This is a genomic window from Vibrio sp. OY15 (assembly GCF_000742455.1).
GTDB classification, from domain to species: Bacteria; Pseudomonadota; Gammaproteobacteria; order Enterobacterales; family Vibrionaceae; genus Vibrio; species Vibrio alginolyticus.
The window spans coordinates 24,749-48,234 of record NZ_JPIL01000022.1 but is presented as its reverse complement, the minus strand read 5'-3'; the positions used below and the strand labels follow the sequence as shown (position 1 = coordinate 48,234).

The following is a 23,486-nucleotide window of genomic DNA, read 5'->3' as shown; positions in this document are numbered from 1 at the left end:
GAACTTTCTCATCATATATACCGTTTAACGTTGAAATTTCATTTTGTACATGCGCTTATCCGCTATGCTGATAAGAAAGTCAACATTGTCACTGTCTTTAGGGTATTGCGCTAAGCCCATGCTTGTTGAAAGTGTTGAGACTTTATCGGAGTTTAATATTTGTGCATCAAAGACGGTATTTATCTGCTCACGTACGTTCTCTTCATTGAGATGTTCACCTTCAAGGATAACCGCGAACTCATCTCCTCCCATGCGATAAACAGTAAAATCATTGAGTGCCATAGAATTAAGCCGCCTAGCGATTTCCCGCAGTACAGTGTCGCCAACTTGGTGTCCGTGTGTGTCGTTGACTTCTTTAAAACCATTTAAATCTAGAATCCAGAGAGAAAAGGGCCTTTTTTCTTGAGTAAATTTGTTTAGGGTAATGAATAGTGCATTGCGGTTCCCTAGGTTCGTTAAAGGGTCGCTGAGCGCCAATTTTCTATGAAAATGGGATTCACGATAAAAGAAATAAGTTAGAGAGATAATCGACAAAACGAACGTCGCAAACAACATATATTGTGCTTGCATTAAGCGCTGGGTTTGACCTTTTTGTGCTTCATAAGCTTTACTGCTTAGGCGGAAGTTTTGATTAACGAAGTCTATTAAGCCTAAATATAGTGTTTGAGTTGAACGATAAAATGCAGCAGCAGCTTGGCTGTCACCTGTTCTAGCTTCTACTAGTTGTTTTTCTAGCTCTTTGAACTCTTCAAAAAGATTAATGAAGTAAAGGTGCATGTTGTTCCGAGAAAAGAACTTATTGGCTTTCGTGCTACTGGTCAATAAGTCAAAGCGGCTCCACGCTAACTCGTATTGAAGCTCTGCACCATCAATATTCAATACGTTTTCATCTAACCGTCTGGCCTCGCCGACAAGTTCTGATAGTTCTTTGGAGAGTTGGAATAAAAACCAAGTCGCTTGTTTTTGTTCGTTATTAAAATTTTGTGAGAGTGAACGTGTTTGCTGTAAAAGCACGACATTCGCGAGAAGCAAAGAAACGGCAAACACCACCAGCAGCATTTTGCTGGTGGTAGAATATTGCAATATTCTTTGTTTCTTAGAATAGGGTTCTGATAACTTCATTCTTATTATTTTTCTTTTATTTCATTTACTTGCCATACCATTTGCGCATGATATTTATTGTAGTTTAGCTCTGGATAGAGATTGAGTGGATATATCACCCAGAAAGGGCCTTTATTCCTGACTTTTATGTAATTCTGATCTTGTTGATAAGCCAGTATTGGTTGATATCGAAGAATATCTTGTCGGGACAATGTCGAGTGATAGTCGTTTAAGCTGCTGATATCAACCTGCTCTGGTACCTTTCCGTAGACGTGTGTAAGAAGCGTGCTGAGTTTAACGCCTAAAAACTCTGACGAAGCAGGAAGCCAAGGCAATGTCATCGTGTAGCTAGTGGTAGGTAAAGCTTGGATCTCTTCCAGTTCCAGTATGACACTAGGCTGCTGGCTACTACTAAATACGATCGTATTTGCAGACAAGAATGGCGCAACAAAAAACAGACCTAGCGCGACTATCTTTTTCATCATATGCCCTTTTGAGTTTTATTCTTTTTTCTTAGCTAGGACAAAGGTGCTAGCGGTAATTTATTTATAATTATAGAGCCAACCGGATGAGATTTTATAATACGTTATGTTTCAAAAATAACTGTCGGTTTACGTCACGTCAAGGTTATTAAGTTGCTTCTTAATTAAAAGCTCAGAGTATTGGGATGATGGTAGAGTTTCGTAATGATTTCGCGGTATTTAATTGGTTTTTAGTGCAACTTTGTTTCATTTTTAATAAAGATACTGTGTCGGAAATGAGAATTTAATAAGGCGAGAAATGGATGTCGAATTTGCTCTTAAGTTACATTATTTTACATATTTAAATCATCGATATTCAGATATGTATTTGTTAGTACGTAAAGAAAATAAAGTCACCTAGTTTTGGTGACTTTATTTTTTATTTCATGAGCTTACTTAATTTAACTATGCAAACAAATATTTTGCATGGAAGTTGAGGTGCTCTTCAATAAAGCTTGAGATGAAGTAATAGCTATGGTCATAGCCTGGTTGCATTCTCAAGGTTAGGTTTGAATCGTGTATTTTTGCCGCAGCAATCAGCGCTTCCGGTCTAAGCTGCTCATTTAAGAAGCCATCAGCATCACCTTGATCAACCAAAATTGGTAATGGTGATTGTTGTTGTTTTAGAAGTTCACTTGCATCGTATTGCTTCCAGCCTTCAAGCTCCTTGCCTAAGTAAGCAGTAAAGGCTTTTTGTCCCCAAGGGCATTGCATTGGGTTACTGATTGGACTGAACGCTGAAATAGAACGGTACTGTCCTGAATTTTTCAGACCAATGGTGAGCGCTCCGTGGCCGCCCATGCTGTGACCCGAAATCGACTTCACGTCAGAGACAGGGAAGTTACTTTCGATGATCGCAGGTAACTCCTCAGTCACATAGTCGTACATGCAGTAATGCAGTGACCAAGGTGCTTGCGTCGCATTAACGTAAAAGCCAGCTCCTTTTCCTAGGTCATAGCTTTCGTCGTCAGCGATACCTTCGCCTCTCGGACTTGTGTCTGGTGCAATGATCGCAATGCCAAGCTCGGCCGCCATACGAAATGCCCCCGCTTTCTGCATAAAGTTCTCATCGGTACACGTTAAACCAGAGAGCCAGTATAGCGCGGGTACGGGATTCGATTTCGTTGCGTTAGGTGGCAAGAATATCGCGAAGCGCATGGTGCAGTTTAGGGCATTGGATTCGTGTGTATATTGCTTGTGCCAACCGCCAAACACTTTGGCTTGGCTTACATTTTCAATGGTCATGAATAAACTCTCTAATTAGCAGAAGGAATTCAGGCTCCCCAAAAGGAGAGCCTGAGGCAGCATTATTGATCCATATGGATAACTGTTCGGATGCTCTTACCTTCATGCATCAGATCAAACGCTTTGTTGACGTCTGCTAATCCCATTGTGTGGGTAATGAACTCCTGTAAGCCGAATTCACCAGCCATGTAACGGTTCACGATTTCTGGAAGCTCAGAGCGGCCTTTAACGCCACCGAAAGCGCTGCCACGCCATACACGACCAGTTACCAGTTGGAATGGACGAGTTGAGATCTCTTGACCTGCACCAGCAACACCAATGATGACTGACTCACCCCAACCTTTGTGACAGCACTCAAGTGCTTGGCGCATCACGTTTACGTTACCGATACATTCGAATGAGTAGTCAACACCACCGTCTGTCATTTCAACAATCACTTCTTGAATTGGCTTGTCGAATTTTTGTGGGTTGATGCAATCAGTTGCACCAAGTTGTTTCGCTAGGTCGAATTTGCTTTCGTTGATGTCTACACCGATGATGCGGCTGGCACCAGCCATGCGAGCACCGATGATTGCAGAAAGACCGATACCGCCTAGACCAAAGATTGCCACTGTGTCGCCTTTTTCAACTTTAGCTGTGTTTAATACCGCACCCATACCAGTGGTTACGCCACAACCTAGAAGACAAACTTCTTCAAGTGGTGCTTCTTTGTTTACTTTCGCTAGTGAGATTTCTGGGAGAACCGTGTACTCAGAGAAAGTAGAACAACCCATGTAGTGGAAGATAGTTTCGCCGTTGATAGAGAATCGGCTTGTGCCATCTGGCATTAGGCCTTTACCTTGCGTTTCACGAACGGCCTGACATAGGTTCGTTTTGCCAGATTTACAGAACTTACACTCACCACATTCAGCGGTGTAAAGTGGGATAACGTGGTCGCCAACTTCAACGCTTGTTACGCCTTCGCCAACCATTTCAACGATACCGCCACCTTCGTGACCAAGGATTGAAGGGAAGATACCTTCTGGATCGTCACCTGATAGTGTGAATGCGTCAGTGTGACAAACACCAGTTGCTACGATGCGTACTAGCACTTCGCCGGCTTTTGGAAGTTGTACATCCACTTCTTCCATTTTAAGCGGCTCACCTGCAGCCCAAGCGACCATTGCTTTTGATTTTATGTGAGTTTGACCAGGTTTGATTTCAAGCGACATTGGATGTTTCCTTTATATTTTCAGTATATGGAGTGACGTAATAAGCGTAGTTAAGGTTTGCTTACCGCGCTTCGTCGTTTTGTTGGTGCTCATTTTAGGTGTTTCAGTAAAAATGATAATCCGTCCATTTTGAAAATGATTTTTACATATGCGTAATAATGATAAGGTGAGCGTGTAAAAAGAGTGCGATGCCTCCTTAAAGCGGAAGGGAAATGGAAAAGGTGATTGACCTGAAGTTAGATAGAGGGGCTAAAGTAGAAAACTGTCAAACCATCAGCTAAGTAAGAGTGATTATGAATAAGACGGATCTGAGTGCCTATTTAACCAAGCTAGGCTTGCCTAGTGAATTGCCCGCCGATTTGGAGTCATTGCACAGAATTCACGTGGCGCAGCATCGTTGCCTGCCGTTTGAGAATTTTGACATCGCATTGCAGCGAGGCGTCTCTGTTGAGATTGAAGATATTATTCAAAAAACCGTGTACCACTCTCGCGGTGGTTACTGCTTTGAATTAAATGGTTTAATGCTTGATGTGCTCAACACTCTTGGGTTTGAAGCGCGAAGTTTGCTAGGGCGTGTACATGTGTCTGGTACACCAACAGGTCGTAGTCATCAAATCACGTTAGTGACGTTCGAGGAACAAACATGGATTATTGATGTGGGCTTTGGCTCCAATACCCCTCGAGCGCCATTGCCGTTTATCCTTGACCAAGTGATTCAGACGGATTTACAAACCTTCCGTTTTGTCAAAGATGCTCAGTTTGGTTATTTCCTCCAAGTGCTTTCAACCGATGGAACGGACACGTGGAACAATCTATACAGCTTTGACCTAGAGTTTGTGTGTGCTGGTGACATTGCATGTAGCAACTTCTTTACCTCGACTTCGCCTAATTCGCGTTTTACTAGCGCAAGAGTCGCTGCTAGAGCGACAGAAAGTGGGTTGGTGACGCTGCTTAACTACACACTCAGATGCACCAATCATGAAGAGCTAACAGAAATAGAGCTAGAGCCAGGTCAAACCTACCTGGATGCGTTGAAAGAATATTTTGGCATTGAGCTTGATGCGCAATACGACGAACTTCGTCCGTTACCTGACGCGTAAAGTTTTCCCGTTTTCAAAGCGTAGCGCGACGAGAACAATGTAATCACTATTTGTCTAGAAGAGGTCGACAGGAATACAGCATGGCGAATTGGGAAGGAGTCAGCGAGTTTGTTGCCGTAGCGGAAACTAACAGCTTTACAGCTGCCGCGGCTAAACTGAAAACGTCAGTGGCACAAATCAGTCGCCGCGTATCGGCACTTGAAGAGCGTCTTGCGGTTAAGTTACTGCATCGCACGACGCGAAAAGTTTCTCTGTCTGAAGCTGGACAGCTTTATTATCAGCAGTGCAAACACTTGGTCGAAGGGCTAGAACTAGCTGAGCTTGCTGTAACGCAAATGCAAACCGAACCGCGAGGTTTGCTGCGTGTGACAGCGCCTGTGACCTATGGGGAAATGAACCTCGCACCGCTCTTGCATCAGTTTTTGGAGAAGTACCCGCGTGTGGATCTCGATTTAGTTCTGACCAATCAAAAACTGGATTTGATAGAGCAAGGGGTAGACGTGGCGATTCGTCTTGGCCGCCTGCAAGATTCCAGCATGATCGCAAAGCGTCTTTCGTCGCGTCAAAATTACGTGTGTGCTAGCCCTATGTATTTGGAGCGATTTGGCGAGCCTCACACATTATCCGAACTGGCTCGACATCAGTGCCTAGTTGGTTCGGTCGATTATTGGCATTTTAAGGAAAATAAACGCGATAAGTCTTTGCGCGTATCGGGGAGAATTAAATGCAATAGTGGTTTTGCGCTAATGGGCGCCGCCAAACGTGGTTTGGGTTTAGTGCAGTTGCCGGACTATTACGTTCAAGAAGCTCTAGATAACGGTGAGCTAGTCGAGGTGCTGACCGATTACCGAGACGACCGTGAAGGCATTTGGGCACTGTATCCACAAAGCCGAAATTTATCGCCCAAAGTGAGGTTGTTGATCGACTTTTTAGCGCAGGAACTAGCGGATTAGAGTTTTCATGAACTTTAATACAACTGAAGTTGCTAAAACGCCCGGTGATGCCGGGCGTTTTTATTAGGATGAGAGCTGGAATCGAAAAGACATGAATCACTATTGGTTGGATTCCGCGTCTTCACGTTTAATCACTTTGTGCCCATCTTCAGACACGCCTTGCTTCCAATAGCTGCTGATGTAGATATTCTCGCGATCGACTTCTTTTTCGTTGCGGAAATATTGGCGCAGCGCACGCATTGAATCGAACTCACACGCACACCATACCGAAGCGTTACCATCTAACCACTCGAGTTCGCGAACGCTATCAGCCAAGGTTTGCTGTTCGGTTAGCCAAATCAACTCCATATCGGCTGGCGTGTTTAGGGGTTGAATGTCGGCTGGAGACATCACGCTGATCACAGCGTAGCCTTTGGCCTCTTCTGGCAGCGTACGAATTTTCGCAGAAAGTGCTGGAAGTGCTGTCATATCGGCAGCCATGAAGAACCAATCCGCCTCAGTATTTAAGTTGGAGATGCTACCTGGCCCAACAATGCTGATCGTGTCGCCTTTTTGCGCGGCCATTGCCCAACGCGCTGCAAATCCGCATTGCAGATCTTGCGTTACGTGTCGGACGAAATCCACTTCGATTGAACTGGTTTCTGGATGAAAGCGTCGAATAGTGTAGGTGCGCATGATTGGTCGGTCGTCTTCTGACAGGATGCTCAGATCCGCGCCGCCCATATCGTTAAACAGTAATTTGATGTAACTGCCTTCGCAGTCACGAGGAAAGTGGCTCAGCGCCTCACCTTGCAAGGTAATGCGCTGCATGTTTGGAGTGATGGTTTCTGTGTCTGTGACAACAAGCGTTTTAGGTTGAGGCTTCTTTTTCATTGTTACTTTACTCGATAATTATTCTCTTTCTCATTTAAAGATTATCAAGTTCCCTAACAAGAGGGTAGCGTCTTTAAACAAATTTACACTGTGAATTAACGCCAAAGCCTCAAGAAAAATATTACCTCTATCCTTTCTCTAACCACGTAAAGTGAGTCGTTTTTTAACCATAAATGGACTTATATCATTGGAATCGTAGACAAAAGCAACAGCGCAGCCATACTGTAGTTGAACCCCTTAACGCGTTTATCGGTGGTCAACCAACGCTGCAATTGCATACCTGCCGCCGTCCAAAATGTCACCGATGGCAAGTTAGCTAAACAGAAGATACCGGCGATAAAAGTCAGTTCGAGCCAAGAACCGCCACTGGTGTATACCGTAATGGCCGTCAACGCCATCGACCAACCTTTTGGGTTCACCCATTGGAATGCAACAGCCCCTAAAAAAGACATCGGGCGAAAATCGTGTTTTGCTTCGGTTTTGTCGCTGGTGGCGATTTTGTACGTCAAGTACAGCAAATAACTCAAGCTCAATACTTTTAAAATCGAGTGGGTTAGCGGGTAGGCATGGAACAGGCTCATCAAGCCAATACCCACCAAAATTAGCATGGCACCAAAGCCGAAGTTAATGCCCAACATGTGTGGGATAGTGCGTTTAAAGCCGACATTTGCCCCTGAGGTCATCAACATAATGTTATTGGGACCCGGCGTAAAAGTGGAGACAAAAGCGAACAACGCCAAAGCGCCCAGTTGATGATATTCCATAGATTGTTCCTTGAATCAGTTCTCGATAAGTTGAGAACAACTATAAGTAGAACTGAGGTCAATATTGTGCTTTTATTTGATGATTAGAAACTAAATAAGCAATGAAACATCATCATGGATAGATTTGACGAAAGAATATTGCAAGTGCTCAAACGAGACGGAAGAATCTCCAATGTGGAGCTGTCGGAACGCGTTGGTTTATCTCCGTCTGCAACCTTACGCCGAGTGCAAGATTTAGAGCGTAAAGGCGTGATCAAAGGCTACCGAGCAGTACTGGATAATCAGCAACTTGGCGTGGGTTTTGTTGCTTATGTGTCGATTGGTTTGGCCTCGCACTCTAAGCAGGCGCAGTTGGGTTTCGAAGAGCATGTGCGTTTTGTAAACGAGGTGGTGGAATGTCACAACATCACTGGCGCGAACGAATATTTGCTGCGTGTGGAAACGCAAGATCTCGCCGCTTATAAAGCGTTTCACGCTGATGTGTTGGGTGAGTGCGAACACGTCAAGTCGATCACAACCATGGTGGTGATGGACACACCAAAAGACGAGCGCTAGCCAAACGAGAGTGACAGTTTTTGTGGCACACGAATTTGAAGTGACTCGAAAGAGTCAGTCGAGTATGAGAATGGTTCACAACAAATGCTGGAAAGCAGATGGCACTCTTACAATTTCCATATTTATTCTCACCTTCTAAATAATCCCATCCTGCTAGTTTTGCTTAAACCGCTTGTGTTTCAGAGCGGCGAGTCAGCAAAATTAAGGATGAACGATGAAATCACATGTAACACTTCCTCTTTTGAGCTTAAGCGCTGTTGCCGCATTGAGCTCATTTAACGTCAACGCCCACGGCTGGGTAGAATTTCCAAGTGCTCGTCAAAATACGTGTTATTTAGACGGTGGCTTTTGGACCAACGAGATCCCTAACCAAGCGTGTAAAGCGGCTTTTGAAGAATCTGGTGCGTACCCGTTTGTGCAACGCAGCGAAATTGCAGCAAACGTACCAAATTATCGAGATATGGAGCATGTGAAAGCCGTGGTTCGCGACGGTGAGCTATGTTCTGCTGGCGATGCAGCTAAGAAAGGCTTGAACATTCCTTCTCCAAACTGGCAGCGCACCAATGTTACGCCAGATGCAAATAACCAGATTGAATTGGTGTTTTACGGCAAAGCGCCGCACAACCCATCGTACTGGGAATTCTATCTCACCAAGCCAACTTATGATGATTCAAAACCTCTTACTTGGAGTGATTTAGAGCTGATCGACACCGCAGGTGATGTGTATGTTGATGCGGAAAAACGCTACCGTATTCAGGTGACTTTCCCTGCTGATCGTTCCGGCTATGCGGTGCTTTATACTCGTTGGCAGCGCATTGATGTCGCTGGGGAAGGTTTCTACAACTGTAGTGACATTACGTTAAACGGAACGGGCACGACGCCACCGACTGACCCTGTTGATCCAACCGAACCGGGCAATAATCTGACATCTCTAGGCTACTTTGTTCAGCAAGGTTTCGGACCAGTAGAAGCGGGTGACACCATTCGTTTCCGTACGTTTAATGCGACAGGCAATGAAATTGTCGATATTTCACTACCAATCAGTGCAAACAATACGGCGACTTGGGCGGCAGAAATTGCTGATCAATTTAACGCGCAGCAAACGGGCGATTGGTATGTGGGTATTTGGCATCAAGAGATGAATCACTACATGTTCGACAGTAACAACGTGAATGCGAACCAAGTATTAGCGCCAAGTGCAGACTTCAGTTATGCGTTGTCACTGATCAAAGCGGATGTCACGCCACCAGTTGAACCAACCAACTTGTGGGACAAGACAGCCGTTTACAACCAAGGTGATGTGGTGACACACAATGGTAAAGAATGGACTGCCCAGTGGTGGACGTCTGGTGAGGAACCAGGCACAACGGGTCAGTGGGGTGTATGGCGTTAAGCCATTTATTCGGGCCCTGAACAATAAAACCCTTCTCATGTGAGAAGGGTTTGTTTTTTTCAGTCTAAAACGACCACTTTGGTTGAGTGGCTGTCTTGAAAATCAGAGCACATATCGTTATTCGCTTGCTCTCCACTCGCTCCAGTTGAGCATCGCGTAGTCTGCCAGTTTGAGCATCGGAATGTCTTCATGCGTATCACCGTAGGCATAAACAGACGCAAACTCGTCGAGCGAAAACGCCGCTTTCACGCGTGAGACTTTTCTTTCTAAACTGCAATCACCTTGTTGGTAAAAGCCACTCAGTTTTGGCTGTTCTGAGATCAGTTCACTGCACAGCAAGTGGTAACCGTTCGCCTCACACCAAGGCTTGAGATACGCATTGAGTGATGCCGACACCACTACGATGGTATCGCCTCGATGTTGATGCCAAGCCAGCCTTTCCATCGCTTCTGGCCGTAAGTACAGCGGGATCACTTCATGGGCAAACTGAGTGCCAATCGCTTCAATTTTCTGCGTTTCTTTCCCTGAAAATGCAATAAAACTGCTGAGAGGGCGCATAACACGAGCGGGTAACACTCCGAGTTTGTACAGCGCATAAAATGGCATGATAGCGACCTTTCCTACTCGTTTGCGCAGGCCATAAGCAGAATAGTGGAGGAAAAGGCTAAACATATCCTCTCGGGTGATGGTGCCATCAAAATCAAACAGTGCCAGTGACGGCTTAGTAGTATCGAGCAAACTCAGCGCCTATTTTTTGGTTTAAGATCGTTTTGTGTTTATTGATAAAACACCGCCAACCAGATGGTTTCTTGCGTTGGGTCAGTCCAGCTCACTTTGTGTTTGGTATGAGCTGGAATCGTAACGTGATCGCCTGCCTCAAGTCGTTGCACGACACCTAATTCAAAAGTCAGCTCACCTGCTCCTTTAAGAACCAAGACCCATTCATGTTCTTCTTGATCGTACCAGCCACTTTCGGGAGAGGTTTGCCCCGTTGAGACAATGCGTTCTATACGCAGGTTTTTGTGGGTCAGCAGGTCTTCGAACACTTCCTCGTCGAGGTTATTCGGTAAGTCTTTAAACAGGTTCATGGCCTTTCCTTAAAGAATGATCAGTCCAAAAGGCGCAAGCAATTGCTCTTGTTGCCAATCACAAATTTTAACACCAAACAGAGAAACGCGGCGCACATCCAGCCCGTCTAGTTCGACATGAGTCAGATCACATTGCTCAACGTTAAAGGTTCCCCATTGTTCTGGCGAGAATTCGCAGCGAGATAAATCCGAGCCTTTGAGAGTTGCCCCTGCGAGGTTCGCACCGTTCCAACGGTTTTCAAAGAGGTCACATTTTTCTAGTAACACTCGTTCGAAGTTACAGTAGGTGAGGTTGCAGCCAGTAATAAAAGCAGAACAGAAAAACATGGTGTTACTGACGCGATTAGCAAAGTTCGCACCTTGGAAGTTTGCCCCTTTGAGATCGCACTTACGCAGCTCCAAGCCCATACAATTTGCGCCGTTAAACAGGCTCATCGCCAACATACAGTTCGTAAAGCTGGCGTCTTTTAAGTTCGCGAAGCGAAAACTACACCCTTCTAGCGCTTTGGATTCGATAAAGCGACAGTCGATGAACTTAGCATCGCGCAGATCGGCATGGTCGAAACAGCACATATAAAAGTGGCAGTTTTTAAAGGTGGCATTCTGAAAATCGTGATGAGAAAAGTTTTCTCGTTCAAAAATGAGATCGGTTTTTAACATGTCTTCTCCTTAGCTGCGAGCAGACTAGCACTCCAAGTGACTGATTTTCCATAAAAATAACTTCTTGTATTTCAGTGCTTTACAAACCCCTCAAATCGCGATTTTAAGGGGGCAAACGAGCGTTTTAAGTGGGTTGTTTTTTGAAAATAGAAGACGTCAGAGGACGAAAAAAGTTTTTGCTGGCTACGAGCCTTAACGAGAGGATTCGCATTTATGGGTATGCATGGCAACTCACACGCACAGTTTGCATTACAGAATTGTATCCTATTTGCATAATTTGTTGATCAATATGGCGTTTCTCCATACAAAAAACCTATATTTTTCACAAATTGATTTCCATCAAAATAGTAGGGTTTCTATGTGCTAGATTGCGCACAGCTCAAAAAGATATAGATACCCGTGTGCTTCAAGGCGCTGAGTTTACTTGAAATCTCAGATCAGTTAGCAGGCACCCCTTTGGGTACGACATAACGAAGCCCTACGAAAGGAAATAAAAATGAAAAAAACAATCTGCAGTCTAGCAGTGGTTGCTGCACTCGTGTCACCAAGTGTTTTCGCTCATAAACAAGGTGACTTCGTTCTTCGTGTTGGTGCGGCGTCTGTCGTTCCAAACGACAGCAGCGATAAGATTCTTGGTTCTCAAGAAGAATTGAAAGTGGATTCAAATACGCAGCTTGGTTTGACGTTTGGCTACATGTTTACAGACAACATCAGTTTAGAGCTTCTAGCAGCAACACCATTCAGCCACGACATTTCGACAGATTTGGTTGGTAGTGATATCGCGAAAACCAAACATTTACCACCAACGCTAATGGTGCAGTACTATTTTGGCGAGTCTCAAAGTAAGTTCCGTCCATACGTTGGTGCAGGTATTAACTACACCATATTCTTTGATGAAGATTTCAACAGTACGGGTAAAGGCGCTGACCTGTCAGATTTGAAATTAGATGATTCATTCGGTCTAGCAGCGAATATTGGTGTGGACTACATGATCAACGATCAATGGTTCCTCAACGCCGCTGCGTGGTACGCAAACATTGAGACAGAAGCAACTTATAAAGCAGGTGGAGTGAAGCAAAAAACCGACGTCAAAATTAACCCTTGGGTATTTATGATCAGCGGCGGTTACAAGTTCTAAGAAAAACTAGTAGTTACACGCACATTACTATTATTGGCATGACTTTGGGGGCGGTTACGGGGACTGCCCCTCTTTTTTATCCTCGTTTTGATTGCACATCATTTACTCCACTTAGCAACATGCAAAATTGGATCTTTACCTTGCAGATCATTTTATTGTCGGAAGATCGAAAAGTCCTACACTGATCACATAATTGAACAAGTGGACAATATAAATGAGCGACGACATCGCAAAGCATTCTTCCTCCAGATCTAAGCAGGTAAAAACTCTTTTCTTTACTCTCTGTGTTATCGCATTTGGTGCGATGTATTGGTCTTGGCAGTATTCAGACAGTCACCCAAGCACGGAAGATGCCTACGTTAGGGCAAAAATTTTGTCGGTAGCGCCTCAGGTAAAAGGCCAAGTGGTTTCTGTGGATGTTAAAGATTTCCAATCTGTTAACAAAGGTGACCTACTGCTGAAGATAGATTCACGCCCATATTTGTTGGCAGTGAAGCAAGCAAAAGCGGCATACCAATTGGCGGTCCAGCAACATGACGTTGCCGATAAGCAGGTAACTGAAGCTGTTGCGGGCTTAGATGCGGCGCGCTCTAACCTGACAGAAGCGCAAGTAGAGTACAAACGTACGGATTCCCTAGTGAAACGCAAACTGGCGTCGGACCAAGATTTAGATACGGCAAAAAACAAACTAGCCAATGCCCAAGCGAGCCTGGAGCAAGCGCGCGCGACGGTAGAAAAAGCCATTGCGAACCGTGGTGAAGAAGGCGCAGAGGCTGCGGTTGTTCAACAAGCGGCAGCACAGTTAGCGCAAGCAGAGCTGAACTTGAGCTACACCGACATTACGTCACCAGTGGATGGCATTGCCGGTGAGATCAATACGCACGTAGGCTCGGTTGTTAGCGTGGGTCAAACGCTGTTCCCTGTGATTTTAAAAGACAGCTATTGGGTACGCGCGAACTTTAAAGAAACCGATCTTACTCACATCAAACCTGGTATGCATGCGGATGTGGTGATTGATATGTACCCAGACGTGGTGTGGAAAGCAACGGTAGAGCAGCTGTCGCCTGCGAGTGGTACATCGTTCTCCTTGATGCCACCAGAAAACGCAACGGGTAACTGGGTTAAAATCAAACAGCGTTTCCCTGTACGTTTGGCATTAGAAGTACCGGCCGATGCGCCGCAACTTCGCGTGGGTGCGAGCTCAGAAGTCACCATTGATTTGCAAAGTCGCGTGCAATGAGCCACCAAATTACGGCAGACAAACGGGGGATTGCCACCGTCGCCGTGATGCTTTCTGCCATCATGGTGTTAATCGATATGACCGTTGCGAACGTGTCGCTATCACACATGATGGGCGCGCTGGGCGCAACGGCAGACCAAATTACTTGGGTGCTGACGGGTTACAGCATGGCGGAAGCGATCTTCATTCCGATGACCAGTTTCTGGGTGTCGCGCTTTGGTGAACGCAAAGTCATGCTGGTTGCCGTGGTCGGTTTTGTGATTGCCAGTGCGCTTTGTGGGCAAGCACAGTCTCTTGAAGAGATGGTGCTATTTCGCATTATCCAAGGCGCTTTCGGCGCGTCGGTGATTCCATTGGCGCAGTCGACGTTAGTGCAGATTTATCCGTATGAGCAAAAAGGCAAAGCGATGGCGATTTTCTCCATCGGCATTTTGCTTGGTCCTATTTTGGGCCCAGTTGTGGGTGGTGTGATCACCGACAACATTAACTGGCGCTGGATTTTTTACATCAACTTGCCATTCGGTTTGATCTGTACCTCTTTGATTTATCGCTATATCCATATCGACAACAAATCCAAACCTAACTTTGACTGGTGGATCATCGGTTACATGGCGTTAGGTGTGGGCGCGTTGCAGTTTGTGTTGGATAAAGGGAATGAAGACGACTGGCTCGACTCACGTATGATTCAGACGGCGATATTGCTCGCAGTCATGGGATTGGTGATGTGGATCTATCGCAGTTGGAAAACCAAAAGTCCAATAGCGCCATTGTGGCTACTGAAAGACCGAAACCTTATGGTCTCGTCATTGATGATTGCCGTGGTGTCGATGGCGATGTTTGGTCTGACGACTCAACAACCAATGCTGTTGGAAAGCTTGCTGGATTATCCGGTCTCAACCACTGGTTTATTAATGGCACCGCGTGGGTTGGCGTCAGCGGCGATGTTGATTTTGGTGATTAAGCTCAATCCGCAATTCGATCCCAGAATCAAAATAGTCTTTGGCTTAAGCTGCATCGGGATTGGTAGTTATTTGATGACGCAATACTCACTGCAGATCGATACATTTTGGATTGTGATGCCGAGTATGATTCAGGGGATGGGGCTTGGTTTAACCTTCTCGACGCTATCCACCTTGGCGTATTTAACGATTCCGAAAGAGCAATCTGTTGCGGCGGCGAGTATTTACAATCTGTTCCGTACCATTGGTAGCTCGTTTGGTATTTCTATCGCCACCACGTTCCAATATCGTGATAGTCAGCAGCAATGGCATGCACTGGGAGAGGGTATTAATCCTTATAATCCTAACTTGCATGACTGGGCGGCCAATCAGGGGCTTTCTATTACCGACCCGGTTGCGTTAGACCAATACCAACAGATGTTGCAGCAGCAATCGCAAATGGTCGCGTTTGTGCACACCTTCCAGCTTGTGGGAGTGATGTTCGTGATCATGATGCCGATGCTGGTTTTCATTCGGTCGCGTGAATAACATGAAGTTCCGGTGAATAGTGTAAGAGAACGCCTCTCAAGTTGTGTCAGCTTGAGAGGCGTTTTTTATTGGACAGTGCCAGTGAAAGAAGGACGTTTACTCAAACGTCACTTCGTCAAAATGCGGATTGGTTTTGAGCGCGCGCATTGCGACTAATTGTTCAGCCGGGAAAGCGGTGTGCTCACCATCCATATCTAAAAACAAACACTCTTGTCGCTGCATGTCGTAGCCTGTGTCGAATGCGTTGCCCTGATGAGTTTCACCATTTTTTAGTGTGATCTCGATAGGGAGCTTAAACATACAGGCGATTTCAATAAAATCGTATTGGCTGCAAGTCACCATAGTTTTCTCCTTTCAAACCTACGCAGTATTCAGAGGTTTGAGAACCGTATCCTTAAATAGAAGACGTTTGATTGAAACTGAATCTTCATCTTACACCTCATTTTGGTCACGAAATAGACATACACGCACGTTTTAATAAACCTACTGTTGAGCGTTCGCAAGCGAGACAAAACTACGATATGTCTGAAACGATACTTAAGCGCACATACCTAACGAGTGAACAAAAGACACAAAAGCCAAGTTCACTGATTCCGCCTCAAACCTACCATGCGCAGTTGGCGCACCGTATTCACTACTCGCCTCAATTTGAAAACGGCCGCGTTAAAAACGAGATGCCAAATGTCCCTAGTCCGCAATCATTCTGGCAGGTGTGTTGGAGTTATCTTGGTGGTAGAACGCCGTTGAGTCCTAACGAACATCTGCCACATTCCCCAATTCAACCTACGCAGTTTGCGCAGCGAAGTGAATCGATGCGCCTTACTTGGCTGGGCCATTCCACTATGCTGGTGGAGGTCGATGGCATTCGAATTCTGACCGATCCGGTCTTTGATTACGCTTCTCCGTTCGTCGCAAAAGCGTGGTTTGAACGCAATATTCCCAATACCCACGCCAGAGATTGTTTACCGATTCCTGAAATTATCGTGATTTCGCACGATCATTACGACCATTTAGAAGCATCGACCATACGTTTCTACGCCGATAAACCCGTGACGTTTTATGTACCCTTAGGGGTTGGAAAGCATCTGATAAAGTGGGGCGTTTGCGCAGACAACATCGTGGAATTCGATTGGTGGGATAACGTGCACTATGCCGGAATTGAACTGATTTGTACGCCTGCTAACCATAATTCGGGTCGTACTTATTTCGATAAAAACGCGACCCTGTGGGCTTCTTGGGTCATCAAAGGAAAAGAAGAGACGCTCTATTTTAGTGGCGATTCAGCTTACGACTCGCACTTTTCCGAGATCGCACAGCGATGTGGACCAATCGACATTGCCTGTTTGGAAGTGGCTGCCGATGTGAAAGGCCAAGGTTATCCGGTCGAAAACTGGGGGCACATGCAGGCTCATCATACCGTGCAAGCGTTTCGCGATTTAAATGCGAAAAAACTGTTGCCAGTACATTGGGCTACATACGAACTGTTTACTCACCGCTGGGACGAACCGATTTTAGATTTACTTGCCCATTGTCAAAAAGAACATATAACGCTGCTGACGCCAATGCCGGGGGAGAGTTTTTACGTTCATCAAGAACATATAAATAAACAGTGGTGGCGAGAAAAAGAAATAGGTGAGCCAGCTAGAATTTTGACTTAATAATATGTTCTTACTTCAATAATTATTTTAGAAGTTAACCTTGTTATTTTCAGAATATAACAAGGTTTTTTACTCGCTTACTCATCAATCACTTGAGGTTTTAACTCGACGACATTTCCTTCCGGATCATGAATATAGAGTGAGCGACCGAATCCTTGTGCGCCGTAGCGTTTCGCAAACTCTTCGGTTTCAATGCCGTTCGAACGCAAATATTCCAGTAATTCATCCTCGGAAAAAGGCGCCAATTGCAGGCAAAAATGATCAATATTACGACCATTTTGAACTGGTGGCTTTCCGCCGAGTTGGCCCAATTCGCTGTCTACCGTCACCACATCAATCAATGCGTTACCTGCCCTAAGTTGAGTTAAACCAAGTTCCGTTACTTGGCGCTCGACAGGGCAGCCCAAAATGTCTCGATAGAAATGCAACATAGCATCGAGGTTACAGGTCCTTAATACAACATGATCAAGCGCTTTGATGGCGATTGGATTTTTGGTGGGCATACTTCACTCCTTTTTGCATTGTGTTGAGGTAAGTATAAAGTGACCTTAAAAGTGGTGAGAGAAATGATCAAATTCCAGATGTTTTTTTGCTAGAGCGAGTGCAGAAACACTGCAACTCAAAGCAAACAAAAAGGCTAGCGTATTGCTAGCCTTTTGGAATATGGATGGGGCTATTACTCGTAATCAGAAGCGTAAGTTTCTTCGTATGAATGTGAGTAAAGCTCGAATAGGTTGCCGAATGGGTCTTCTAGGTAAACCATTTTCGCAGGCTTATTATCGTCTTCTGGGTGGTAACGCATGATGTCCATGCGCACTTTGCCACCTAGTGCTTCGGTGCGTTTGATAGCACCTTCAAAATCGTCTGTCTGCAAACAGAAATGGAAGATACCGATGCGAGAAAAATCCACTTCATGGCGCTCTTGACGCTCTTTCATTTCGAATAATTCAAGGCCGATGCCATCACTTGTCACAAGGTGCGCAATGTTGAAGCCTTTAAAGCCTTCCCCAAAGACCGCAATACACATTCTGCCAATTGCCGTTTCGCGTTCTTCAATCACTTTCGTGTTGCCCATAACGACTTTTAGACCTAGCGCTTGCGTGTAAAACTCAACCGCTTTGTCCATATCTCCGACCATAATACCGACATGATTCATTTTCATTTGTTTGCTCCCAACATGTGTGTTTGAACGTTGTCTTGTTTCGATGTGGGAGAGTATATGGTGTGATATTGATTACATGAAATTATCATAAATTATAAAAATGATAATTTTATTTAATGATGTGCGTATTGGGATTGATTTAGTGAGCTAAGGCCTCAACAGCTTGCCTCACCGAGGTGAAATGAATCTTGATAATGCACCGTTGCGCGAGGCTGAATTCATGCGATTGGATTAATGACGTAACTTCTTCTACGGACAGCGTTCGTTCTTTTGGATGTAAAAGAGTGGTGTTCGAACCATTGTTTTTCAATTCAAACGTGTTGCCATTTGAGTCGATAACGTAATCATCTTGCCCAAAAATGAGGGCTTCGCATTCAGAGTCTAAGTCGGACTGGGAATGCGTGTAGATCAGCTCATCGTCGCCGTCTAGTTTTAGCAAGCATGGCCAGCATACTGCGTGGTCTCTCATGGTTAACTCATTATTCATTGTTATTTAGAAACTTGACCCAGGTTGTTGCAAAAACGCTAACTCTTCGGGAGTGCTCTTTCTTCCCAGTATCGCATTGCGATGAGGATAGCGCCCAAACTGGTCGATGATGGCTTTGTGTTTTAGCTCAAAATCGTAGTTATTTTCAAGCCCTGATGCGCGAAACAATTTTTCAGCTTGGACATGAATGAGGCGAGATTCGCTGTGCATAAACGGCATGTACAAAAAGCTTAGCTGCTCGGGCGCTAATTCTTTGTCGTGACCTAACCGAATTGCCTCTTGAGCCAATGCTAATGCGAGTGGGTCTTGTGCAAACGCTTTTGGGGTGTTGCGATACACATTACGTGAAAACTGGTCGAGGACGATGATTTCGGCCAATCGTCCTTGTGCGCTGTCACGCCAATTAAACAGTTCACAACGAGCCGCTTGTTCTAATACCGAGGCAAATCGCGATGTAATACGCTTGTCCAGTTCTGGGTTGTTTTCAAACCAATTTTTGGGCGATAGCTCCTCGAACCAAAATTTGATGACTTCTTGGTACATGGATCTTCCTTCCTATTGCATTAGCTAAAGAATAAAAAGCCAGAAGGCGAGCTCCTGGCTTTCTGCGTGTTATCGACCGTAAGTCTCTATGATGTAATGTTCAAAATCGTCACACATTTGTTCGTCAGAGATGGCGTTGCTTGCCAGCTCTTTACTGCCGTCGACGACTTTAATCGCGGCGTTCAGTGAAGCGACTGATGCTCGCTCTCGCGTCGCAAGTGAGTCGATTTTCTTCTGCTGCACTTCCCATGCCTGTTCTGGCGACAGGTTACACACGTCTGCAAGGTATTTGGCATTGAAGCCTTCGCCAGTCAGGCTGACAATGGTTTCGTTGTGCGACAAGTGATTGCCTGCGTGCCAGTAGTGTTTTGCCAGCAGTGGGCCAATTTCTGGGTTATCCGTCAGGTAACCAAACTTCTCAAGGAAGTATGCACGGGTCTGATACACCGCCATGTGCGCGAGTAGATAACCTTGATACGCACAAGCCGCTTCGTCGGATAGCAAATGTGGAATCGCCATCAGTGGGCGAGGGCTGCATTCCAAACCAAGGATCTGTTTTTCACAATCGCGAGCGAGCTTAGTGATGCGCTCTGGCGTTAACTCGTCATCGCTCAATTGATACAACGCGCGCTCAAAATATGGTACAACCAAGATGCTACGTTCTTCATAAGCTTTGAATGGCTGACGGCTGTTGATCATTGCTTGAATAATCTCATCAGGCACAGAATTCCCTTCATCATCCAGTGCGTACTGTTTTAGCCAATCGGCATCGGTTAACAGGCTATCACAGAACATCGACTGAGTTTCTGCATAAGCCATTGACGTCGGCGCAAACTCCTGCGAGAAACAAGGCGCGTTCATTTTTACGTTCGCAAAGTGTGCTGCGTGGCCACCTTCGTGGAACAGCGTGTTAATGCCATCGTAGCCGCTGCCCACTTGGTCTGGTTTGGCATTACTGGTGAAGTTCACCTGCGCTGCGACCCATTCGCCTTGATTATAGAAAGAAGGGATAGGGCCGTGGCAGAACCCATTCGGGTACTTACCTTTGCGATCTAGTAAATCCAGCGTTAGCGTCGCGCCAGAGTAATCAATATTTAGACGACCAAACGATTCTACCCAGCGTCTCAGAGATTTAGAGAACGGCACGTATGGATCAAGGTCACGCATGACGTCACCCGCGAATGAGTAAACAAAGTTGTAGCCTGCTAGTGCGCTTGCGCCTTTCTCTTTCGCCAAGTTTTCTAAGCTGTTTAGATGCGCATCTCGCGTGCGTTGTTCGAAATCTTCCAAAATTTCGAATAGCTGCTCAGTGCTCATCTTTTCCGTTTTTTGCACGGAGTAATCAAAGAAAGTCGCATAACCCAGTGAGCGAGCGAACTGGTTGCGCAGTTTGATCAGTTCAATAAAGCCGTTTTGCAGTAGCCATTGTTCAAGGTTCAGCAACGCTTGATGAGCCGATTGGCGAACTTCTTCATGATTGCTGGTGCGAATGGTTGAGCTTAATACTGGAAGTGAACCTTCTACTTGCTCGCCGTTCTCATCGGTAAATGTTTGTACGTGGTTCTGTTTTTTCTCGAAGAGCTCAGCTTCAAAGGCAATGAGCTGATTTTTCAACGCTTGTGCTTTTTCGCCCTCGATAGCGTGAGATTCAAACATCACCAGCCAACCAGATAGACCCGTAATGGTTTGTTGTTTCTCTTGTGGGTCGGTAATTGAGTCCGCGGCTTCAAGCTGTTGTTTGATGGCAGTAATTTGCTCGGCGTTGCTTAAAAAGCTTGTCCATGCCGTTTGTGCTTGCGTCGAGCCATCATGGTCATCGCTGATCCCCATATAAGTTTCCCAAAAGAAATCTTCTTTGGTGCGGTGAATCGCAAGGTAACGTTGATTGAGGTCGTTGAGGTAATCCGTTGCGGTCATTTTGATCCTTCAAATGGTTTCGTTATGTAGATAGTTGATTATTGCACGCTTGGTCGCGAGAAAGGAACGCTAATCTCATTTGTCGATTTTGCATCGCGTAAAGGTGATTTTACTATTTGTTTACATTTGGGTGAGTTAATAGGAGTTATGAGCTTGCAGTGTTAAGACTGGTATGGAGTTTACAGTTTATTAAGTAATTAATCTGCGGTGCGCTATCGATGATCCTTATCAGGTGTAATAAGATTTCCATATCGTGGCGATACAGTTGGAAACGATATGATAAATAAGACAAAAGTTACGTTATTGGCGGTAGGTACGATTTTAGTTGGATGTTCCACAGTCGCGCCACCAAGAAATGATGCGGTTGAAAGCATTCAACAAAAGTGTTCTGTGATTTTAAGCAATGATGTTGCGGGCGACCAGCGCTGGCAGACGTACAACGGCTTGCTTGTAGAATATGCCGTGCATGGCGTTAAGAGTCAGGCACAACTGGAACGTTTTGAAGCGTTTGTGCAGAGAGTGCAAGATGATGAGTCTGGACAGTTAGTTACTGAGTTGATTGAGGTCACCGACTGGGGATGCTCAAACGGCAATTATCTTGAAGAGATGAGCTTGTTTATTCAAGAAGTTCAAAAGTAAAAAACCGAGCGTTAAGTCGCTCGGTTTTTCTGTTTGTGGAACGCTTTTGTGCGCTGGCTCGTCAGGACGTTTACTCCTCTGGATACTCGCCCATACCTTGCGTTTTACCTTCCGCTTTCCAATGCTCTCCAGGAGCAAATGCTTCATCGCATAAATCTACGGTGTAGCCCATTTCTGTGATTTCCTTCAAAGTGAGGTTATCAGCAATATTTGCAACTTCCCCCGATTTATTCCGTAACTCCATGTTGATCTCTCCTCTGTAGGTAGACGAGTGGCATCAATGCACAGTGAAGAATGCATTGGTAACCTTTGTTCTAAGTATATAACCCGCTGCTAAAAATGAAGGTTTAATCCACTTTTTAAATATGGGTAATTGGATAATGCTTTGAGCTGCTTCCGTTATTTAGAACCGCAGCATCGCGATAGTTTGCCATTTGTGATTTATTGAGTGATTAAACGGTCAATTTGGAAACTCGAAATGGTGATTCTCGACCACGCTTTAGCACAACAAATTGTTGATCGAACCATGTCCATCATTGGTCACAATGTGAATGTGATGAACTCGGCAGGCATCATCATTGGCAGTGGCGACCCTAAACGTGTTGGGCAAGTGCATGATGGCGCGGTACTGGCGCTGAATCATGGCGATTCGCTAGAGCTTAATGAGCAGCAATGTTTGACGTTGCAGGGTGTCAAACCCGGTATCAATATGTTGTTGAAATTACATGGCGACGTGGTTGGTATTGTTGGTGTCACAGGAGAGCCGGAGAAAATCCGAGATTTTGCCAAACTGGTTAAAATGACCGCTGAACTAACAATAGAGCAAGCTGCGCTGGTGGAAAAATTTCAGTGGGACAGACGTCATCGCGAAGAGTTTATTCTGGCTTGGATCAATGGGAAATTGACCGATGAAGAGCTGAAAGATTGGGCGATGCGTCTTTCTATCGATGTTACTCAACCACGGGTGGCAACGGTGATTGAAGTCTCGACGCCGTCCGCCTCGAAAAGCATGAAGAGTGTGCGCAATATTGTTGAGCTGCTTGAATACCCAGAGCGTAACAACCTAGTTGCGATTGTCTCGGTGAATGAAATTGTGGTGTTGAAACCGTGTCATTCCGCCAAGCAGTGGGATAGCCAAGTTGAAAGTGAGCGCATTGATAAGTTGATGTCGCGTTTAAGCGATCACGATTCGCATACGTTTCACATTGCGCTAGGACAGCTGTTTAATGAGCCTAAAGATGTCGCGTTGTCATACCAAAGCGCGAAGCAGGTATTAGCTATTGGCAAGCAGTTCTACCCAGAGAAACGTAAGTACCTGTTCGATGAACTTCGTTTGCCTGTTTTGTTAGCGCCGTTGGCGGATATTTGGCAAGGTGAACAAATTATTGATGGTGTGAAACGGTTGAAAGAGAAAGACAAATCTGGGCAATTATTGAAAACCCTAGATGCACTGTTTGAATGCAATGGCAATGTAACAGAATGCTCTAAAATGCTGTTTATTCACCGGAACACTCTGCGCTATCGGTTAGAGAAAATCACCGAGATAACAGGGTTGCCAACCACCAATTTTGTGGGGTTAGCGGAGCTTTATATTGCGACTCGGCTCTCAAAAATGTCGTGATGTTGTGCATTTGCACAATACGCGTTATTTTTTGACCACATCATTTGTCACTCCGCCTAAAGGAATTCGAAAGCAAACGATTAATAATTCATGCGTCCCTACATGTTGAGTGAGCCAACACGGACTCGCT

At 45.3% G+C, this 23,486-nt stretch carries 26 protein-coding genes; 10 read left to right on the top strand and 16 right to left on the bottom strand.

Features of this window, described 5'->3' with window-relative positions:
• Positions 1–24 precede the first annotated feature (24 nt).
• The 4 genes from IJ23_RS20440 to IJ23_RS20425 form a co-directional block, all read right to left on the bottom strand.
• Positions 25–1,122, bottom strand: a complete 1,098-nt coding sequence (locus IJ23_RS20440; RefSeq protein WP_005383270.1) for a GGDEF domain-containing protein — start codon at positions 1,120–1,122, stop codon at positions 25–27.
• A gap of 5 nt (positions 1,123–1,127) precedes the next feature.
• Positions 1,128–1,583, bottom strand: a complete 456-nt coding sequence (locus IJ23_RS20435; RefSeq protein WP_005374384.1) for a hypothetical protein — start codon at positions 1,581–1,583, stop codon at positions 1,128–1,130.
• Between the two features lie 444 nt (positions 1,584–2,027).
• Complete coding sequence (gene fghA / locus IJ23_RS20430) at positions 2,028–2,867, bottom strand: S-formylglutathione hydrolase (RefSeq protein ID WP_033907210.1); 840 nt, start codon at positions 2,865–2,867, stop codon at positions 2,028–2,030.
• A gap of 62 nt (positions 2,868–2,929) precedes the next feature.
• Positions 2,930–4,078 carry an S-(hydroxymethyl)glutathione dehydrogenase/class III alcohol dehydrogenase gene (locus tag IJ23_RS20425; RefSeq protein WP_017821027.1) on the bottom strand — a complete coding sequence of 383 codons (1,149 nt, stop codon included), beginning with the start codon at positions 4,076–4,078 and terminating at the stop codon, positions 2,930–2,932.
• A 293-nt stretch (positions 4,079–4,371) separates the two neighbouring features.
• Here IJ23_RS20425 and IJ23_RS20420 point away from each other — a divergent pair, with 293 nt between their 5' ends.
• Together IJ23_RS20420 and IJ23_RS20415 are read left to right on the top strand one after the other, a co-directional pair.
• A complete protein-coding gene (locus tag IJ23_RS20420) occupies positions 4,372–5,178 on the top strand; it encodes an arylamine N-acetyltransferase family protein (protein WP_033907209.1) in 807 nt (268 codons plus the stop codon).
• Between the two features lie 80 nt (positions 5,179–5,258).
• Positions 5,259–6,131, top strand: coding sequence for a LysR family transcriptional regulator (locus IJ23_RS20415; protein WP_017633836.1), 873 nt, complete (start codon positions 5,259–5,261; stop codon positions 6,129–6,131).
• A gap of 99 nt (positions 6,132–6,230) precedes the next feature.
• On the opposite strand, the gene IJ23_RS20410 is transcribed toward IJ23_RS20415, so the two are convergent.
• Complete coding sequence (locus tag IJ23_RS20410) at positions 6,231–7,004, bottom strand: siderophore-interacting protein (RefSeq protein ID WP_033907208.1); 774 nt, start codon at positions 7,002–7,004, stop codon at positions 6,231–6,233.
• Between the two features lie 179 nt (positions 7,005–7,183).
• A complete protein-coding gene (locus tag IJ23_RS20405) occupies positions 7,184–7,768 on the bottom strand; it encodes a LysE family translocator (protein ID WP_033907207.1) in 585 nt (194 codons plus the stop codon).
• 114 nt (positions 7,769–7,882) lie between these two features.
• On the opposite strand from IJ23_RS20405, the gene IJ23_RS20400 reads away from it, so the two are divergent.
• Positions 7,883–8,323 (top strand): Lrp/AsnC family transcriptional regulator, encoded by a 441-nt coding sequence (locus tag IJ23_RS20400; protein ID WP_005482841.1) that lies wholly within the window; start codon positions 7,883–7,885, stop codon positions 8,321–8,323.
• 214 nt (positions 8,324–8,537) lie between these two features.
• Positions 8,538–9,716 carry a lytic polysaccharide monooxygenase gene (locus IJ23_RS20395; protein ID WP_033907206.1) on the top strand — a complete coding sequence of 393 codons (1,179 nt, stop codon included), beginning with the start codon at positions 8,538–8,540 and terminating at the stop codon, positions 9,714–9,716.
• A 117-nt stretch (positions 9,717–9,833) separates the two neighbouring features.
• On the opposite strand, the gene IJ23_RS20390 is transcribed toward IJ23_RS20395, so the two are convergent.
• Genes IJ23_RS20390 through IJ23_RS20380 form a run of 3 tightly spaced genes read right to left on the bottom strand, consistent with a single transcriptional unit; the run spans position 9,834 to position 11,464 of the window.
• Complete coding sequence (locus IJ23_RS20390; protein WP_033907205.1) at positions 9,834–10,454, bottom strand: HAD-IB family hydrolase; 621 nt, start codon at positions 10,452–10,454, stop codon at positions 9,834–9,836.
• Between the two features lie 38 nt (positions 10,455–10,492).
• Positions 10,493–10,804, bottom strand: a complete 312-nt coding sequence (locus IJ23_RS20385; protein ID WP_033907204.1) for a cupin domain-containing protein — start codon at positions 10,802–10,804, stop codon at positions 10,493–10,495.
• Positions 10,805–10,813: 9 nt separating this feature from the next.
• On the bottom strand, positions 10,814–11,464 hold the full coding sequence (locus IJ23_RS20380; protein ID WP_005374358.1) for a Qnr family pentapeptide repeat protein: 651 nt from the start codon (positions 11,462–11,464) through the stop codon (positions 10,814–10,816).
• A gap of 496 nt (positions 11,465–11,960) precedes the next feature.
• Between IJ23_RS20380 and ompW the strand changes: the two genes are divergently transcribed.
• The 3 genes from ompW to IJ23_RS20365 all read left to right on the top strand — a co-directional run bounded on the left by ompW (position 11,961) and on the right by IJ23_RS20365 (position 15,329).
• Positions 11,961–12,602, top strand: a complete 642-nt coding sequence (gene ompW / locus IJ23_RS20375) for an outer membrane protein OmpW (protein ID WP_033907203.1) — start codon at positions 11,961–11,963, stop codon at positions 12,600–12,602.
• A gap of 214 nt (positions 12,603–12,816) precedes the next feature.
• Positions 12,817–13,842 carry an HlyD family secretion protein gene (locus IJ23_RS20370; RefSeq protein WP_033907202.1) on the top strand — a complete coding sequence of 342 codons (1,026 nt, stop codon included), beginning with the start codon at positions 12,817–12,819 and terminating at the stop codon, positions 13,840–13,842.
• Positions 13,839–15,329 carry an MDR family MFS transporter gene (locus IJ23_RS20365; RefSeq protein WP_033907201.1) on the top strand — a complete coding sequence of 497 codons (1,491 nt, stop codon included), beginning with the start codon at positions 13,839–13,841 and terminating at the stop codon, positions 15,327–15,329. The genes IJ23_RS20370 and IJ23_RS20365 overlap by 4 nt, the downstream gene beginning before the upstream one ends.
• 96 nt (positions 15,330–15,425) lie before the next feature.
• Here IJ23_RS20365 and IJ23_RS20360 read toward each other — a convergent pair whose 3' ends face one another.
• Positions 15,426–15,671: a Rho-binding antiterminator gene (locus IJ23_RS20360; RefSeq protein ID WP_033907200.1), complete on the bottom strand. Its 246-nt coding sequence runs from the start codon at positions 15,669–15,671 to the stop codon at positions 15,426–15,428.
• Positions 15,672–15,850: 179 nt separating this feature from the next.
• On the opposite strand from IJ23_RS20360, the gene IJ23_RS20355 reads away from it, so the two are divergent.
• Entirely contained in the window at positions 15,851–16,987 is a 1,137-nt protein-coding gene (locus tag IJ23_RS20355; RefSeq protein WP_033907256.1) for an MBL fold metallo-hydrolase, read from the top strand.
• Between the two features lie 77 nt (positions 16,988–17,064).
• On the opposite strand, the gene IJ23_RS20350 is transcribed toward IJ23_RS20355, so the two are convergent.
• From IJ23_RS20350 to IJ23_RS20330, 5 genes are all read right to left on the bottom strand, one after another.
• The gene (locus IJ23_RS20350) at positions 17,065–17,490 is read right to left on the bottom strand and encodes a VOC family protein (RefSeq protein ID WP_033907199.1); all 426 of its coding nucleotides are present in this window, start codon (positions 17,488–17,490) and stop codon (positions 17,065–17,067) included.
• 173 nt (positions 17,491–17,663) lie between these two features.
• Positions 17,664–18,149: a VOC family protein gene (locus IJ23_RS20345; protein ID WP_025768760.1), complete on the bottom strand. Its 486-nt coding sequence runs from the start codon at positions 18,147–18,149 to the stop codon at positions 17,664–17,666.
• Positions 18,150–18,288: 139 nt separating this feature from the next.
• On the bottom strand, positions 18,289–18,618 hold the full coding sequence (locus IJ23_RS20340; protein ID WP_033907198.1) for a DUF4144 domain-containing protein: 330 nt from the start codon (positions 18,616–18,618) through the stop codon (positions 18,289–18,291).
• Between the two features lie 24 nt (positions 18,619–18,642).
• Positions 18,643–19,179, bottom strand: coding sequence for a DUF924 family protein (locus IJ23_RS20335; protein ID WP_033907197.1), 537 nt, complete (start codon positions 19,177–19,179; stop codon positions 18,643–18,645).
• A gap of 69 nt (positions 19,180–19,248) precedes the next feature.
• On the bottom strand, positions 19,249–21,096 hold the full coding sequence (locus IJ23_RS20330) for a M3 family metallopeptidase (RefSeq protein ID WP_033907196.1): 1,848 nt from the start codon (positions 21,094–21,096) through the stop codon (positions 19,249–19,251).
• 276 nt (positions 21,097–21,372) lie between these two features.
• Here IJ23_RS20330 and IJ23_RS20325 point away from each other — a divergent pair, with 276 nt between their 5' ends.
• The gene (locus IJ23_RS20325) at positions 21,373–21,735 is read left to right on the top strand and encodes a hypothetical protein (RefSeq protein ID WP_017634365.1); all 363 of its coding nucleotides are present in this window, start codon (positions 21,373–21,375) and stop codon (positions 21,733–21,735) included.
• 70 nt (positions 21,736–21,805) lie between these two features.
• On the opposite strand, the gene IJ23_RS25475 is transcribed toward IJ23_RS20325, so the two are convergent.
• Complete coding sequence (locus tag IJ23_RS25475; protein WP_005374332.1) at positions 21,806–21,979, bottom strand: hypothetical protein; 174 nt, start codon at positions 21,977–21,979, stop codon at positions 21,806–21,808.
• Positions 21,980–22,213: 234 nt separating this feature from the next.
• Between IJ23_RS25475 and IJ23_RS20320 the strand changes: the two genes are divergently transcribed.
• Positions 22,214–23,356, top strand: coding sequence for a sugar diacid recognition domain-containing protein (locus IJ23_RS20320; protein WP_005374330.1), 1,143 nt, complete (start codon positions 22,214–22,216; stop codon positions 23,354–23,356).
• Positions 23,357–23,486 lie beyond the last annotated feature (130 nt).

Coding starts and splice junctions, on each gene's coding strand:
- IJ23_RS20440 (WP_005383270.1), bottom strand. CDS start 1,122: ATGAAGTTATCAGAACCCTATTCTAAGAAACAAAGAATATTGCAATAT.
- IJ23_RS20435 (WP_005374384.1), bottom strand. CDS start 1,583: ATGAAAAAGATAGTCGCGCTAGGTCTGTTTTTTGTTGCGCCATTCTTG.
- fghA (WP_033907210.1), bottom strand. CDS start 2,867: ATGACCATTGAAAATGTAAGCCAAGCCAAAGTGTTTGGCGGTTGGCAC.
- IJ23_RS20425 (WP_017821027.1), bottom strand. CDS start 4,078: ATGTCGCTTGAAATCAAACCTGGTCAAACTCACATAAAATCAAAAGCA.
- IJ23_RS20420 (WP_033907209.1), top strand. CDS start 4,372: ATGAATAAGACGGATCTGAGTGCCTATTTAACCAAGCTAGGCTTGCCT.
- IJ23_RS20415 (WP_017633836.1), top strand. CDS start 5,259: ATGGCGAATTGGGAAGGAGTCAGCGAGTTTGTTGCCGTAGCGGAAACT.
- IJ23_RS20410 (WP_033907208.1), bottom strand. CDS start 7,004: ATGAAAAAGAAGCCTCAACCTAAAACGCTTGTTGTCACAGACACAGAA.
- IJ23_RS20405 (WP_033907207.1), bottom strand. CDS start 7,768: ATGGAATATCATCAACTGGGCGCTTTGGCGTTGTTCGCTTTTGTCTCC.
- IJ23_RS20400 (WP_005482841.1), top strand. CDS start 7,883: ATGGATAGATTTGACGAAAGAATATTGCAAGTGCTCAAACGAGACGGA.
- IJ23_RS20395 (WP_033907206.1), top strand. CDS start 8,538: ATGAAATCACATGTAACACTTCCTCTTTTGAGCTTAAGCGCTGTTGCC.
- IJ23_RS20385 (WP_033907204.1), bottom strand. CDS start 10,804: ATGAACCTGTTTAAAGACTTACCGAATAACCTCGACGAGGAAGTGTTC.
- IJ23_RS20380 (WP_005374358.1), bottom strand. CDS start 11,464: ATGTTAAAAACCGATCTCATTTTTGAACGAGAAAACTTTTCTCATCAC.
- ompW (WP_033907203.1), top strand. CDS start 11,961: ATGAAAAAAACAATCTGCAGTCTAGCAGTGGTTGCTGCACTCGTGTCA.
- IJ23_RS20370 (WP_033907202.1), top strand. CDS start 12,817: ATGAGCGACGACATCGCAAAGCATTCTTCCTCCAGATCTAAGCAGGTA.
- IJ23_RS20365 (WP_033907201.1), top strand. CDS start 13,839: ATGAGCCACCAAATTACGGCAGACAAACGGGGGATTGCCACCGTCGCC.
- IJ23_RS20360 (WP_033907200.1), bottom strand. CDS start 15,671: ATGGTGACTTGCAGCCAATACGATTTTATTGAAATCGCCTGTATGTTT.
- IJ23_RS20355 (WP_033907256.1), top strand. CDS start 15,851: ATGTCTGAAACGATACTTAAGCGCACATACCTAACGAGTGAACAAAAG.
- IJ23_RS20350 (WP_033907199.1), bottom strand. CDS start 17,490: ATGCCCACCAAAAATCCAATCGCCATCAAAGCGCTTGATCATGTTGTA.
- IJ23_RS20345 (WP_025768760.1), bottom strand. CDS start 18,149: ATGAAAATGAATCATGTCGGTATTATGGTCGGAGATATGGACAAAGCG.
- IJ23_RS20340 (WP_033907198.1), bottom strand. CDS start 18,618: ATGAGAGACCACGCAGTATGCTGGCCATGCTTGCTAAAACTAGACGGC.
- IJ23_RS20335 (WP_033907197.1), bottom strand. CDS start 19,179: ATGTACCAAGAAGTCATCAAATTTTGGTTCGAGGAGCTATCGCCCAAA.
- IJ23_RS20330 (WP_033907196.1), bottom strand. CDS start 21,096: ATGACCGCAACGGATTACCTCAACGACCTCAATCAACGTTACCTTGCG.
- IJ23_RS20325 (WP_017634365.1), top strand. CDS start 21,373: ATGATAAATAAGACAAAAGTTACGTTATTGGCGGTAGGTACGATTTTA.
- IJ23_RS25475 (WP_005374332.1), bottom strand. CDS start 21,979: ATGGAGTTACGGAATAAATCGGGGGAAGTTGCAAATATTGCTGATAAC.
- IJ23_RS20320 (WP_005374330.1), top strand. CDS start 22,214: ATGGTGATTCTCGACCACGCTTTAGCACAACAAATTGTTGATCGAACC.